General features: G+C 57.1%; 9 protein-coding genes. 4 read left to right on the forward strand and 5 right to left on the reverse strand.

Going from position 1 to position 13,027, the window contains the following annotated elements; all coding sequences use genetic code 11:
* Positions 1–38 precede the first annotated feature (38 nt).
* Entirely contained in the window at positions 39–2,102 is a 2,064-nt protein-coding gene (locus BGE01nite_RS22505) for a prolyl oligopeptidase family serine peptidase (protein ID WP_146854034.1), read from the reverse strand.
* A 266-nt stretch (positions 2,103–2,368) separates the two neighbouring features.
* Here BGE01nite_RS22505 and BGE01nite_RS22510 point away from each other — a divergent pair, with 266 nt between their 5' ends.
* The gene (locus BGE01nite_RS22510) at positions 2,369–3,406 is read left to right on the forward strand and encodes a ThuA domain-containing protein (RefSeq protein ID WP_246145781.1); all 1,038 of its coding nucleotides are present in this window, start codon (positions 2,369–2,371) and stop codon (positions 3,404–3,406) included.
* Positions 3,407–3,566: 160 nt separating this feature from the next.
* Complete coding sequence (locus tag BGE01nite_RS22515; protein WP_146853936.1) at positions 3,567–4,694, forward strand: serine hydrolase domain-containing protein; 1,128 nt, start codon at positions 3,567–3,569, stop codon at positions 4,692–4,694.
* A 216-nt stretch (positions 4,695–4,910) separates the two neighbouring features.
* Here BGE01nite_RS22515 and tal read toward each other — a convergent pair whose 3' ends face one another.
* A complete protein-coding gene (tal, locus tag BGE01nite_RS22520; RefSeq protein WP_146853938.1) occupies positions 4,911–5,864 on the reverse strand; it encodes a transaldolase in 954 nt (317 codons plus the stop codon).
* 322 nt (positions 5,865–6,186) lie between these two features.
* On the opposite strand from tal, the gene BGE01nite_RS22525 reads away from it, so the two are divergent.
* Complete coding sequence (locus tag BGE01nite_RS22525; protein ID WP_146853940.1) at positions 6,187–7,860, forward strand: 30S ribosomal protein S1; 1,674 nt, start codon at positions 6,187–6,189, stop codon at positions 7,858–7,860.
* 1,308 nt (positions 7,861–9,168) lie between these two features.
* Here BGE01nite_RS22525 and BGE01nite_RS22530 read toward each other — a convergent pair.
* Positions 9,169–9,465 (reverse strand): type II toxin-antitoxin system RelE/ParE family toxin, encoded by a 297-nt coding sequence (locus tag BGE01nite_RS22530; protein WP_146853942.1) that lies wholly within the window; start codon positions 9,463–9,465, stop codon positions 9,169–9,171.
* The gene (locus BGE01nite_RS22535; RefSeq protein ID WP_146853944.1) at positions 9,465–9,701 is read right to left on the reverse strand and encodes an addiction module protein; all 237 of its coding nucleotides are present in this window, start codon (positions 9,699–9,701) and stop codon (positions 9,465–9,467) included. The genes BGE01nite_RS22530 and BGE01nite_RS22535 overlap by 1 nt, the downstream gene beginning before the upstream one ends.
* 172 nt (positions 9,702–9,873) lie before the next feature.
* Between BGE01nite_RS22535 and BGE01nite_RS22540 the strand changes: the two genes are divergently transcribed.
* The gene (locus BGE01nite_RS22540) at positions 9,874–10,794 is read left to right on the forward strand and encodes a YncE family protein (protein WP_170266984.1); all 921 of its coding nucleotides are present in this window, start codon (positions 9,874–9,876) and stop codon (positions 10,792–10,794) included.
* 328 nt (positions 10,795–11,122) lie between these two features.
* Here BGE01nite_RS22540 and BGE01nite_RS22545 read toward each other — a convergent pair whose 3' ends face one another.
* The gene (locus BGE01nite_RS22545) at positions 11,123–12,748 is read right to left on the reverse strand and encodes an anti-phage dCTP deaminase (protein WP_146853948.1); all 1,626 of its coding nucleotides are present in this window, start codon (positions 12,746–12,748) and stop codon (positions 11,123–11,125) included.
* Between the last annotated feature and the right edge of the window lie 279 nt (positions 12,749–13,027).

The following is a 13,027-nucleotide window of genomic DNA, read 5'->3' on the forward strand; positions in this document are numbered from 1 at the left end:
GGACGCTGCCGCGCAGATCATCACACGAAGTGTGATGGCTACTTTGTCATGCCCATCTGCCAGAGGATGAAGGCGGCTTCCTCGGCGGCTTCGTGGAGGCGCTCGAAGCGGCCGGATTTGCCGCCGTGGCCAGCGCCCATGTTGGTCTTCAGGAGGAGGAGATTTTTGTCCGTCTTCAGGGCGCGCAGTTTGGCGACCATCTTGGCGGGTTCCCAGTAGGTCACGCGTGGATCATTCAGGCCGCAGGTGAAGAGCATGGGCGGATAGGCGCGGGCCTGGACGTTGTCATACGGGCTGTAGCTGCGGATGAAGTCGAAGGCGGCTTTGTCAGTGATGGGGTTGCCCCATTCGGGCCATTCGCCGGGAGTCAATGGCAATGAATCGTCCAGCATGGTGTTCAGCACGTCCACAAAGGGCACATGCGCGACGACGGCACCAAACAACTCGGGCGCTTGATTGACCACGGCGCCCATGAGCTCGCCACCGGCGCTGCCGCCGGAGGCGGTGATGCGACCCTTGGAGGTATAACCAAGTTCGATCAAAGCGCGGCCGGCATCGACGAAGTCATTGAAGGTGTTGGTGCGCTTCGTGAGCTTGCCATCAAGATACCATTGATGCCCCATGTCATCACCACCGCGGATGTGGGCAATGGCATAGGCGAAGCCACGATCCACAAGCGTCAGACGATTCGCATGAAAGTCAGGCGGCGTGGCCATGCCATAGGCACCGTAGGCGTAGAGATGCAGCGGATGACTGCCGTCCTTTTTGAAACCTTTTTTGGTTAGGATGGACACTGGGATCTGCACACCGTCACGCGCGGCAATCATGATGCGCTCGGTCTCATACTGGCTGGCATCATAACCGGAGGGGATCTGCTGTACCTTCAGGGTCTCGAGCTTCTTCTCCGCCACATGATAATCATACACGGTGCCCGGCGTGACCATGGACTCATAGTCAATGCGCAGCTTGCTGACGTGATACTCGGGATTGTTGCTGAGGTCGGCGGTGTAGCTGGGCTCGGGGAAAGCAATGCGCTCGGCCTTGGCAGGTTCGGAGTAGCTGCGGACCTCGATCTGATCCAGCCCCTCGATGCGGCCTTCGGTGACGAAGAAGTCCTGAAACAGCGTGAAACCGGTGAGGTAATGCTTGTCAGAGCCGGGGATGAGCGGCTTCCACTCACCAGGCTGATCCAACGACGCCGTGGCGATGCGGAAGTTCACATGCTCGTCATTCGTGTGGATAAAGAGCGTGCGGTCACGCACATCCACGGTGTATTCGCGGCCAGTTTTGCGCGCGCTGACGAGGATGGGTTTCGCGGTGGGATCACTGGCCGGGATCAGGCGGATCTCGCTGGTAACCTGGTCGCCGGTCTCGATGATGATCCAGTTTTCCTGCGCACTGAGATCCACATCACAGCTGAAGCCGATGTCAGGCTCTTTGTAGAGCAGCTTCGCCTTCTTCGGATCATCGCCGAGGTGATGAAAGTGAATGTTGTCTGTGCGCCAGTTTTCGTTGGCGAGACCATACACAAGGCCCTGGCTATCGGAGGTCCAGACGAGGCTGGAGAGGGTGCCGGGGATGATGTCTGGCAGGTCCTTGCCGGTTTCCAGATCACGGAAATGCACCTCAAAGCGCTCGGACCCATCATCGTCATAGGCATAGGCCATGAGCTTGCCGTTCGGGCTGATGACGAGGTCGCCGAGCTGGAAGTATTCTTTGCCTTCAGCGAGCTTGTTTTCATCGAGGATGAGGCGCTCATCACCACCGCTGACGGGCTTGCGATAGTGCAGCCGATACTGCAGGCCTTTGTCAAAGCGCGAGGAGTAGAGCCAGTCGCCGTCCTTTTGCGGCACGCTGCTGTCATCTTCCTTCACGCGACCCTTCATCTCCTGGAAAAGCTTTTCCACGAGTGGCTTCTGGTCCGCCATGTGCGCCTCATAGTAGCGGTTCTCCTCCTTCAGATAGGCAAGCACATCCTTGTCCGTGATCTTGGGATAGCCGGGGTCCTTCAGCCAATGCCAGGGATCACTGAGCGTGATGCCGTGATGAGTGGAGGTGTAAGGACGCTGGGCGGCGACCGGGGGCTGAAGAGAGGCGGGCATGGTGTCTGGGGCGCTTTTTCCTGAGTCGGCGGCCATCGCCGTGAGTGCGGTGAGCAGGAGCAGGCCTTGGATCGTAGCAGGGTTCATGGTGGAGACATCCGGAGGGATGAGCGGTCTCTGATAACCAGGGGCCGGAAGCTGCTCAATGCAAATGGCGTGAAAGGCAGTGAAGGTTTTTTGTCCGGAAAACCGGTTTCATGTGGAAAACGATGGACGCTATCCGCCGTCTTAGCTCAGCATCCTAGCCCAACCCTCCATCCATGATCATGAACCGCCGCACTCTTTTGTCTGCCCTCGCGCTCCTGCCGCTGGCCACCTGCCCTGCTGCTGATGACTTTCTCACCTACGAACCGAAGGGCGATGCCAAGGGCAAGCACGTGGTGCTGATCTCCGGTGATGAGGAGTACCGCAGCGAGGAAGCCATGCCTATGCTGGCGAAGATCCTGAGCGAGCGCCATGGCTTCAAGACCACGGTGCTCTTCTCCGTGGACAAGGATGGCCACATCGATTCCAACAATCAGGCCAGCATCACGAACTCCGCAGCGCTGGACAGCGCAGATGCGATCATCATGCTGATCCGCTTCCGTCACTGGCCGGACGAGGACATGAAGCACTTCCATGATGCCGTGCAGCGTGGCGTGCCGATCATCGGCCTGCGCACCGCCACGCATGCCTTTAACATGGACAAGGGCAGCAAGTATGGCGCCTGGGCCTGGAATAACCAAGAAGGTGGTTTCGGCCGCATCTTCCTCGGTGAAACCTGGGTCAGCCACTGGGGCAAGCATCGCGCCGAAGCCACGAAGGGTGTGATCGAACCTGCCGCGAAGGACAATGCGCTGCTGCGTGGTGTGACGGACATCTTTGGCACTACAGACGTGTATGAAGCCGCGCCTCCTGCGGACTCAGTGATCCTCGTGCGTGGTCAGGTGGTGGCAGGCATGGAGCCCGGCAGCGCACCTGCGAGCTACAAGAAGAAGAACAAGGCCGGCACCGAGCAGGATGTGAATGAGCCCATGATGCCTGTGGTTTGGAGCCGTGAGGTGAAGAACGAGTCTGGCAAGACCAACAAGGTGCTCTGCACCACCATGGGAGCCGCTTCCGACCTGGTGAATGAAAGCCTGCGCCGCCTGGTGGTGAATGGTGTCTACTGGGGCCTCGGCCTGGATGTGCCTGCCTCCGCCGACGTGGGCTATGTGGGCGAGTTCAAGCCGCTCATGTATGGCACGAAGGACGGCACTGATGAGAAGGATCCACATCGCTTCCGTGGCTTCAAGCGCGGCGTGAAGCCTGCGGATTTGAAGTGAGGTTCATCACATCTTGATTCACACGAAGGGCGGCAGCGATGCCGCCCTTTTTGTTGGGCGGACAGAATGATTCGCGAACGACTTACAATTCCGCACGCATTTTCTCCCACTGCATTTCGTGCTTGAGCAATGAAGGCTTTTACGATGATGTGCGCGCACCATGCCCACCACACGCCGCCGCTGGATTGCCATGACCGCTTCTGCTTCCACATTGCCCTTGGCCCGACTCGGAGCCGCTGATCTCGTTAATGCAGTCTGGCAGCCGAAGCTGGAGGCGATCCGTGCCAAGCACGACCTCCCGGCCATCGGCGCGGCTTTTGTGACCGTTGAGGGATTGCAAAGCGCAGCCGTGGCCGGTGTGCGCAAGAAGGGCGGCAAGATCGATGTCAAACTGGATGACTGCTGGCACCTGGGTTCAAACACGAAGGCGATGACCTCCACCCTGGCCGCCATCGCTGTGGACGAGGGCAAGGTGAAGTGGGACAGCACGCTGGGCGATGTGTTTCCAAACAACAAAGACCTCAAAGGCAAGCCGCTGGCAAAGGCCACGCTGACGCAACTGCTCAGCCATTGGTCAGGCCTGCCAGCCAATGCCATCTGGGGCCTGCTGGCGCTTTCAGGGAGCGATATGATCTCACAACGCGAAGCAGCACTCACGCTTGCCGCACGCACACCGGACCTGCCTGCGCCGGGTGAGAAGCATCTGTATTCAAACTGGGGTTATGCGCTGGCCGGTCACATGCTGGAAGAGGTGTGGAACGCACCCTGGGAGGAGCTGATGCAGAAGCGTCTGTTCAAGCCGCTGGGCATCAAGGACGCTGGCTTCGGCGGTCTCGGCACTCCTGGGAAAGTCGATCAACCCTGGCCTCATGTGGAGGATGGCAAGCCCGCCAACATGAACGGACCGGACATGGACAACAGCCCCGTCGTCGGACCGGCGGGCACGGTGCACATGCCGCTCAGTGATTGGGCCAAGTTCATCGCCGAGCATCTCGCGGGACCGGTGGGCAAGGGCAAGCTGCTGAAGACCAAGGAAGCGTATCAGCACCTGCACAAACCCACGCAGGCAGGCGAGAACTATGCCTTCGGATGGATCGCCTTGGAGCGCGGATGGGGCGGGCACGTGCTCTCTCACAATGGCAGCAACACCATGAACCACAGCGTGGCCTGGGTGGCGCCGGAGAAGGGTTATGCCATGATCGCCTGCACGAACAGCGGACAGGCTTCCGGGCCGAGAGCGCTGGATGACGCGGTGACGCTGGCCGTGTCGGAGAATGTGAAGAAGTAGCATTCCCGCATGATTGGTTAGACACGGCAGGGCGTTCGTGTTTAGCGGACTCTCATTGCGCACGCTGAAGCGTGAACAACGTACGGCAGCGGCGCGCTTACGGTCTGAAGCGCCGCATCACGCAGGCCCTTCCCACCTAACAAAAAGCGCGATCTCCTCACAGAGATCGCGCCTTGAGATACGGTGGAAGCACCGGTTGAACCCAGTGCCAAATTATTACAGACCGGCTTCGATCAGCTTCTCCAGCTTCACGATGTCCTTGCCGAAGTTGCGGATGCCTTCGGCCGTCTTCTCAGTGGCCATGGCGTCTTCGTTGAAGAGCCAGCGGAAGGTCTTCTCGTCACCGCTGATGCGCTCGATCTTCTGGGACTTGGCGGCGGCAGCATCCAGCTTCTTCGCCAGAGGCTCTTCAGAAGCTTGAAGCTCGGCGAGGAGACCGGGGGAGATGGTGAGGAGATCGCAACCCGCGAGCTCGGTGATCTCGCCCTTGTTACGGAAGCTGGCACCCATGACCTCGGTGTTGTAGCCGAAGTGCTTGTAGTAGTTGTAGATCTGGGTCACGGACACCACGCCTGGATCTTCCACGGCGCCGTATTCCTTGCCGGTGCTCTTCTTGTACCAGTCGAGGATACGACCGACGAAGGGGGAGATGAGCTTGATGCCACCCTCGGCACAGGCCACGGCCTGGGCCAAGCTGAAAAGGAGCGTGAGGTTGCAGTTGATGCCTTCTTTCTGAAGGATCTCGGCGGCCTTGATGCCTTCCCAGGTGGAGGCGATCTTGATCAGCACGCGCTCGCGGCCGATGCCAGCCTTCTCATACATGCCGATCAGGTGGCGGGCTTTGTCCAGATTGCCTTGAGTATCAAAGGACAAGCGGGCATCCACCTCTGTGGACACGCGGCCGGGGACAATTTTGAGGATCTCCAGACCGAAGAGGATCAAAATGCGGTCCATGATGGCTTCCACCTTGGCTGCGCCGCTCAGGGAGCCGCCCTTGTACTCGGCGATCGCCTGATCCACCAGGGACTTGTACTCCGCCTTCTGGGAGGCCTGGAGAATGAGGGAAGGGTTCGTGGTGGCGTCCTGAGGCTTGTAGGCCTTCATGGCCTCGAAGTCGCCTGTATCGGCCACGACGGTCGTGAATTGCTTGAGCTGGTCGAGCTGGGTCATATTCTTGGTTTTTAAGGGGCGCGAGAGTAAGGGCACCCCGGCCGGATGCAAGCGGCAGTCTGGCCCCGGGGCCCACCGGTGGATGATGTTTTCACATACTTCCCAGCAGCCGGATTCATGGGTCAGAGGGGGTCCCAGGCCCCTTTTTCTCCCCTGCGATGGCCTCCTTTTCCCCTTGCTAATCCGGGTTTTACCCCGACTTTCGCGGCCCTCTTGCCTCCCGGCCCTCTGGCCGTGCGGGGCGAAAGCCCGCCTCAGCCCTCAGGAATGGAAGGTTGTGCGCGGTTTCCCCAACACCGGCATTCCCAACCCTACATAGCTAATGAGCACCCAAACACTCGCGGAGATGATCGCAGGATCCTTCCGTGAACTCTCCGAAGGATCCATCGTCAAAGGTAAGATCCTCGAAATCAAGCCACAGGTCATCCTCGTGGACATCGGATACAAATCCGAAGGAGCCATCCCCTCCAACGAATTCGAAGACGAAGACATCCAGGTCGGTGACGAGGTCGAAGTCCTCCTCGAAAAACTGGAAAATGATGAAGGCATGGTCGTCCTCTCGAAGGAAAAGGCCGCCTACAAACAGAACTGGGACAAGATCGCTTCCGTCTTCCGCGACGGTGGTCTCGTCAAAGGCAAGATCAAGAGCGTGGTCAAAGGCGGTCTCACCGTCAACGTCGGCGTCGAAGCCTTCCTTCCTGCCAGCCAGATCGACATCATCCCGCCGAAGGATCTCAACGAATACGTCGGCAAGGTGTTCGAGTTCAAGATCGTCAAGATCAACGACGACCGCAAAAACATCGTCCTTTCCCGCCGCGAAGTCATCGAGGCAGAGCGTGCCGAGCAGCGCCAGAAGTTCCTCGACTCCGTCGCCCCTGGCGACAAAGTCACCGGCGTGGTCAAGAACATCACCGACTTCGGTGTGTTCGTCGACCTCAACGGCATGGACGGTCTCCTCCACATCACCGACATGTCCTGGGGCCGCCTCAACCATCCTACCGAACTGGTGGGCATCGGCCAGAAGCTCGATCTCCTCATCCTCGAGGTCAATCGCGAGAAGGAGCGTGTCTCCCTCGGCCTCAAGCAGCTCCAGAACAATCCTTGGGAAAACATCGAAGGCCGCTACCCAGTGGGTCAGCGCGTCCGCGGCAAGGTCACCAAGCTCGTCGCTTACGGTGCCTTCGTCGAAATCGAAGAAGGTGTGGAAGGTCTCGTCCACGTCTCCGAGCTCTCCTGGGTCAAGCGCATCGCTCGTCCTTCCGACGTGCTCAATGTCGGCCAGGAAATCGAAGCCGTCGTTCTTGGCATCAACAAGGACGAGCGCAAGATCAGCCTCGGCGTGCGTCAGCTCGACACCAATCCGTGGGATGACATCGACCTCCGCTACCCAGTGGGCACCCAGCTCAAGCGTCCGGTCCGCAACCTCACCGCTTACGGTGCCTTTGTGGAACTGGAAGAAGGCATCGATGGCATGATCCACGTGTCCGACCTCAGCTGGACACGCAAGGTCAACCATCCTTCCGAGATGCTCAAGAAGGGCCAGGAAGTCGACGCCGTCGTTCTCGGCATCGACAAGCCAAACCAGCGCATCAGCCTCGGCATGAAGCAGCTCGATACCGACCCATGGTCCATCATCGACAACCGCTTCAAAGTCGGCGACATCGTCAAGGGCAAGGTCGCGAAGATCGCCAGCTTCGGCGCCTTCGTCGAGCTCGATGGCGACATCGACGGCCTCATCCACATCTCCCAGCTCAGCGAAGATCATGTGGCCAAGGTCAAGGACGTCATCAATGTGGGCGACGAAGTCGAAGCCCGCGTCATCAAGGTCGACAAAGTCGAGCGCCGCATCGGTCTCTCCGTCAAGGCACTCAACTACAACGAAGCCGAGATCCAGAAGGAAAGCGCCGCTTTCGAAGCCCTCCGCCCAAGCACCGACCTCGTCGGTCTCGAGCAGGCCTTCAAGTTCGCCACCGAAGAATGGCGTCCAGGCGAGTAATCCTCGCCCCGCGACACATCTTATCTCAAAACTCTACTCGGAGAGGCACCGCAAGGTGCCTCTCTTTTTTGTGCCCCTCAGCGCCAGTCAAAGTCTCTTGGCCCATCACCAAGGACCTTCGCCCACCGCCATCCTTTCTGTCGTTTCTGTCCTTGGTGTCCTTCCTCCCAGCCCACGTTCCTCAAACCCAACCTTGATCCACCTGGATTAACCGAGATCTGGACCGTCTTCAGTCAACTCATCAGCGCCAACGGCGCGCCCCATACCAGCCTAGGGCGTCAAGCCCTAGGCTAGCGTGCCGACACAGCGCCAAGCGCTGAAAGCGCGTCCCATGATCGCCCAATTTCTCTCCTCCCCCTAACCCCGAGCAGGTCGGACCCGGTCTGATCGACTCGGATCCACTCCAAAGTGGCCAACTTTCTCCAAAAGTTGCGCCCGCCCTGCCATCTCGCTCTTCCTCATCCATCCAACCAACCTGGATCGGGTTGGATCCACTTGGATTCGCCTTGAGCACCCCGCAGCGAAGCGCGCCAGCAAAGTAGCCATCACACTCCGTGTGATGAGCCCACGACCCCGCAAACACGCTCACTTTCCGAATCTACCCAGCGGAGGTCGGATCCACTCGGATTGGCTCAGATCCCCCACGTAGCGGCAGGCGTCAGCCTGCCGTTCTCCGAACTCTGCCAAGCTCCCCCAACCTGGATCTACCTTGATCAGCCTGGATCGCCCTCTGCAAACTCCCCAGCGCCAACGTTCGCACCCCATACCAGCCTCGGGCGTCCAGCCCTAGGTCAGCGTGCCCGCCAAGCGCTGAAAGCGCGCCCCATGCTCACCCGATGCCTTTCTTCCCACGATCCCCCAACTCGGATCCAGTCGGATTCACTCGGATCGCCTTCTCTTCCCAAACCACCGTCAACAATCGTCAACCACTGTAAACGACCGTAAACACCTTCCATCTCCGCTCACACCACTGCCTTCGAAACCCAACGGGTTTCCGCATCATAGCTAAGGGTTGGCGAGCCCTAGCGAGCCTACCCTGGTAACCCTATCCACCAACCTCTCAATCAAAGAGGAACCCCAACGGCGGTTCCGTATCGGCTTCACGGAGAACCATCCGTGGATCACCCCGGACGTCAATCGCTCCATCCCTGGCCACCCTGGCAGCAAATAAAAGCACATTCATAGCCCCGCACCATCCACCACCCCACCCTCTCTCCAAAGTGACCCAAGCGGACCCATTGGACACCGCAACACTCCCTCAAATCTCGCTCCTTCCAGTCCCCCTCAAAGCACGCAACCCCTCCGCGTTCATTCCACACGCCGACGCCAATAGTCCGGCTCACGATGCAGATGCATCACGGCCACGATTTCAATCCAACCGGGTTCTGGCTCATGATAAAGAAGCCCATAAGGGAACTGTCTCAATAGCTTGCGTCGATAAGTCGCGTCGAGAGGTCTCCAGGCTTCGGGATGCAGCAGAATGTCATCTTCAGCAGCTTCAACCTGCTGCTTGAACTCTCGCCCAAGCTTCTGGGAACAGCCGCGATAGTACCTCGCCGCATCCACCAGCTCCATTCGAGCCTCAGCCGTGTAGGTCAGACGCATCAGCCGATGATGGCTTCCATTTCGGCACGCACTTCTTCCTGGCTATAAGAACGGGTTTCACCGCTCTGCCGACGCTGGACACGCGCATCCAGTTCAGCCCGCCAGGCAGGTGAAAGCTCGGCATCGTCCTCATCTAAACTCACAATCAGCTTTTCAGCGAGGTACGACCGCTCGGGACGTGGCAAGGATAGCACGTTCTGCAGGACACTATTGATGTCGATGGCCGCCGCATTCATGCCCTCAGTGTATCAGGGGCAGCCATGGTTTCAACCAGGGATCTATGCCCCAAACAGTCCTCTCCTATCCGTGTCTTCCGTAGGCCCTCATGCCGGAAACGTCCACCTCTCCTCTCACACCCCCCCCGCCCCCTCGGAAGATCCCCACCCACCCACCGTTACCTTCCCCCGCATGAAACCCCTCTTCGCCCTCGCCGCCGTTCTCCTTTCGTCATTCGTCATTCCGGCTTCCTCATTCAGCGCCGAAGGCGCCAACGCACGCCCCATCCTCTGCTGTGACTACGGCGGCGGCAAAATCACCATCCTCTCCGCCTCCGGCGAGATCGAATGGCAGGAAGAAGCCAAGAACCCGCAGGACTGCTGGAAGCTGCCAAACGGAAACATCCTCTTCGCCTACGTCGGCGGCGCCAAGGAAATCACGCGAGATCACAAGCTCGTCTGGGAATACAAAGCCCCCACCGATGTGAAGGTCGAATGCCACGCCTGCCAGCCCCTGCCGGATGGCAATGTCCTCATCGTCGAATGCGGCACCAGCCGCATCATCGAGGTCGACCGCGCTGGCAAGATCGCCAAGGAGATCAAGCTCGTCACCAAGGACACCGTCAAACTGCACAACCAGTTCCGCGGCACCCGCAAGACCAAGGATGGCCACTACCTCGTCTGCTTCAAAGGCGAGGGAAAAATCGTCGAGCTCGACACCACCGGCAAAGTCCTGCGCGAAGTCCCCGTCACTGGCGATCCCCATGAAGTCGTCCCCCTGCCTAACCAAAACCTTCTCATCACCTGCGGCGATGGCCACAAAGTCGTCGAGATCGACCCCGCCGGCAAAACCGTCTGGGAACTCAACGAGAACGACCTCCCCGGAAACACCCTCCGCCTCATGGCCGGCTGCCACCGCCTGCCGAATGGAAACACCCTCTTCGCCAACTACCTCGGCCACGGCCACCTCGGCGAACAACCCCAGTTCTTCGAGCTCACCCCCGACAAAAAGATCGTCTGGACCTTCGAAGACAAAGGCCGCTTCAAAACCATCAACCAGCTCATGGCCCTCGACGACACTGGTGACGTCACCAAAGGCGAGGTGCTGCGATGAACATTGAATTCATCGGTCTTGAGCAGGCACTTAAGTCTGCCGTCATACAGGCCATCAGTCTTGTGAAGCGAGATTCATTAGAATAGACGAAAACTTTGACCCTTGGCAGTTCTCCAAAGGTCGTTTGACGTCTGTTCCATTTCTTTTCACTTCTTTTTTGGAGTGGTCTGAGTGTTATCCCCAGCCGGAGGAGGGGTTGAATTTTGTTTTGTCTCCTGGGCCGATTTCTGTACCGCCGCGTGGTATCCAACACTCATCCACTGCGGCCTCGCATTAAAGGAATTAGCGGCTTCGGACAGGTTGCTCTTGAGCCAGTTACCTTGCAGTTTCATATAGTCTTAAGAAGTTTGGATTGAATAATTGAGTCGAGTAATACAGCGTTTGTTTCCTCCCTCTGAAGATAAGCCAAAGGGTCTTCACTAATTTTTGGCAAGCGGCCCTGGGCTATCCACTGGACGGCCGTTCCATCGCTCTTTCGAGGTTTATCCATTGAAAAAAGATCGAAGCATTGGCGACTAGAAACCCCAATAAACGGATCAAATCTAACACGCTTCTCAGAGCCCTTGGTTGAGTCTACCTCAATTGAATCACTGTGAAGGAATTTTGCGAAACTCTTCGGATAGGGTTCGACATAAACCACTCTGTTAATTCCGCTCGCAACGATATGTTTGGCGCAGTTATGGCAGGGGAAAGTTGTTGAATAAAGAACGGCACCTTTAAGAGCGATGCCACGCTTTGCCGCATCTGTAATCGCGGCCATCTCCGCATGCACAGCACGGCCATATTCGGTAATATCCATCAATTGGGACTTCCTAATCTGGGAGCTCTTTGACAAAGCTATCTTTAAAAGCTCTTTCTCAGAGAGGACTGATTTATCATTTGTTAACCAACCTTCGTTCTTCAAACATTTTAGAAGGTCCGCTAGCACCTGTTTTTTTATCATGTCGTTTGAGTCTTCTTCACGCACATGATCTCTATCATCACCGTCGTCACCATCCCAATAGAGCCCCCCTCCTGCCGTAGGAACATCGTTACAACCTGTCGAAATAAGATCGCCGTCATCAGTTAAGATCGCAGCGCCTACTTGCCTTGCAAGTGATGCAGACCGAATCCCCGCAGCGAACGCATGCAGCATGCCTATTTCATCACGTAACGGAGTGTGTCTAAAGTTGCCGAAAATTAGTTCGATCAATCGATCTATGGATCGCTTTGTCGAAGAATCGTCTGCACTTGCATCGACAAAGAAATCAGCGAGAGGAAACGCCTCGCGAAGGTTTTGACCTCCTTTTACTCCCTCAGCTTCCTGCTCATCACGTTCAACTAGCTTGACTGCACTTGCGACATGTTCAGCCTTTGCCTGGGACAGATTGTAGGATTTAGCGATGCGATGAGCAAATCGACGCTCTCTTTGCTCTTTTGAAGCAGAGGCAGCGATCACAAAAAAGCTTTTGCCGTACACTTCCCTTAACTTAGCTATTTCTTCAGGGGTTTTCAGAGAACGGAGAATGAATGCTTTATTATTTACAATGGTTTTTGGGGTGCCGTCTAATTGCTTTCTGCTTTCGCGGATTTGAGTTACCGCGAGCAATGCAATTGCATCATTTCTATCAATTGACTGCCTAAACTCGGTGCCTGCGGTCATCAATGCTGAAACCCGCTTGTCCAACGGTTCTAACGGGCAGTCTTTCCAGCGCTCGAATTGCACAACCGGATCAATGAGATGGAGAGGATATGAATCATATTGGACAGCTTTGAGTGATTGCTGAAGGTATTTCGAAACCTTTTCAAGATCTGTGCCAACAGCACCCAGCAGCCCAAAAACGATTTCTGCACCCTCAGATTTTTTTGTTTGCTCAAAAGTGCTTGTGGCAGCTTTAGCATCCTTTCCGGAGATTGAAGTCTCGCCCAACGGAGGTGGGGCCGCAGCTACGGTTGTGGAATCAACAGCGTCCATTTGTAAGGCACCGGGAAAGCAGTTTTAGAACCATACGGTTTTACAAAAGCACGGAATATTTGGCAAGACTAACGTTGGGAAGGGCAGGCGTAGGTGCCGGGAATTCAACGGCATCTCATTATCGTTTCACCGAACCGATACGCAATGAATTTGCTCCCCCTTACTATACAAACAGGCGTTTTGCCTGAGACAATCAGCGTCGGTGATACAGACTGAAGCCTTGGGACATCAATCAGCAATAACCGCGAATTGAGGATGGTCAAAACGAGTCCAAGTTGC

The organism is Prosthecobacter gellanilyticus (assembly GCF_007992435.1).
In the GTDB taxonomy this organism is placed as follows: domain Bacteria; phylum Verrucomicrobiota; class Verrucomicrobiia; order Verrucomicrobiales; family Verrucomicrobiaceae; genus Prosthecobacter; species Prosthecobacter gellanilyticus.

What these genes read in the sequence shown, in the direction of transcription:
- BGE01nite_RS22510 (WP_246145781.1), top strand. Translation starts at nt 2,369, where the DNA reads ATGAACCGCCGCACTCTTTTGTCTGCCCTCGCGCTCCTGCCGCTGGCC.
- BGE01nite_RS22535 (WP_146853944.1), bottom strand. Translation starts at nt 9,701, where the DNA reads ATGAATGCGGCGGCCATCGACATCAATAGTGTCCTGCAGAACGTGCTA.
- BGE01nite_RS22505 (WP_146854034.1), bottom strand. Translation starts at nt 2,102, where the DNA reads ATGCCCGCCTCTCTTCAGCCCCCGGTCGCCGCCCAGCGTCCTTACACC.
- BGE01nite_RS22525 (WP_146853940.1), top strand. Translation starts at nt 6,187, where the DNA reads ATGAGCACCCAAACACTCGCGGAGATGATCGCAGGATCCTTCCGTGAA.
- tal (WP_146853938.1), bottom strand. Translation starts at nt 5,864, where the DNA reads ATGACCCAGCTCGACCAGCTCAAGCAATTCACGACCGTCGTGGCCGAT.
- BGE01nite_RS22545 (WP_146853948.1), bottom strand. Translation starts at nt 12,748, where the DNA reads ATGGACGCTGTTGATTCCACAACCGTAGCTGCGGCCCCACCTCCGTTG.
- BGE01nite_RS22515 (WP_146853936.1), top strand. Translation starts at nt 3,567, where the DNA reads ATGCCCACCACACGCCGCCGCTGGATTGCCATGACCGCTTCTGCTTCC.
- BGE01nite_RS22530 (WP_146853942.1), bottom strand. Translation starts at nt 9,465, where the DNA reads ATGCGTCTGACCTACACGGCTGAGGCTCGAATGGAGCTGGTGGATGCG.
- BGE01nite_RS22540 (WP_170266984.1), top strand. Translation starts at nt 9,874, where the DNA reads ATGAAACCCCTCTTCGCCCTCGCCGCCGTTCTCCTTTCGTCATTCGTC.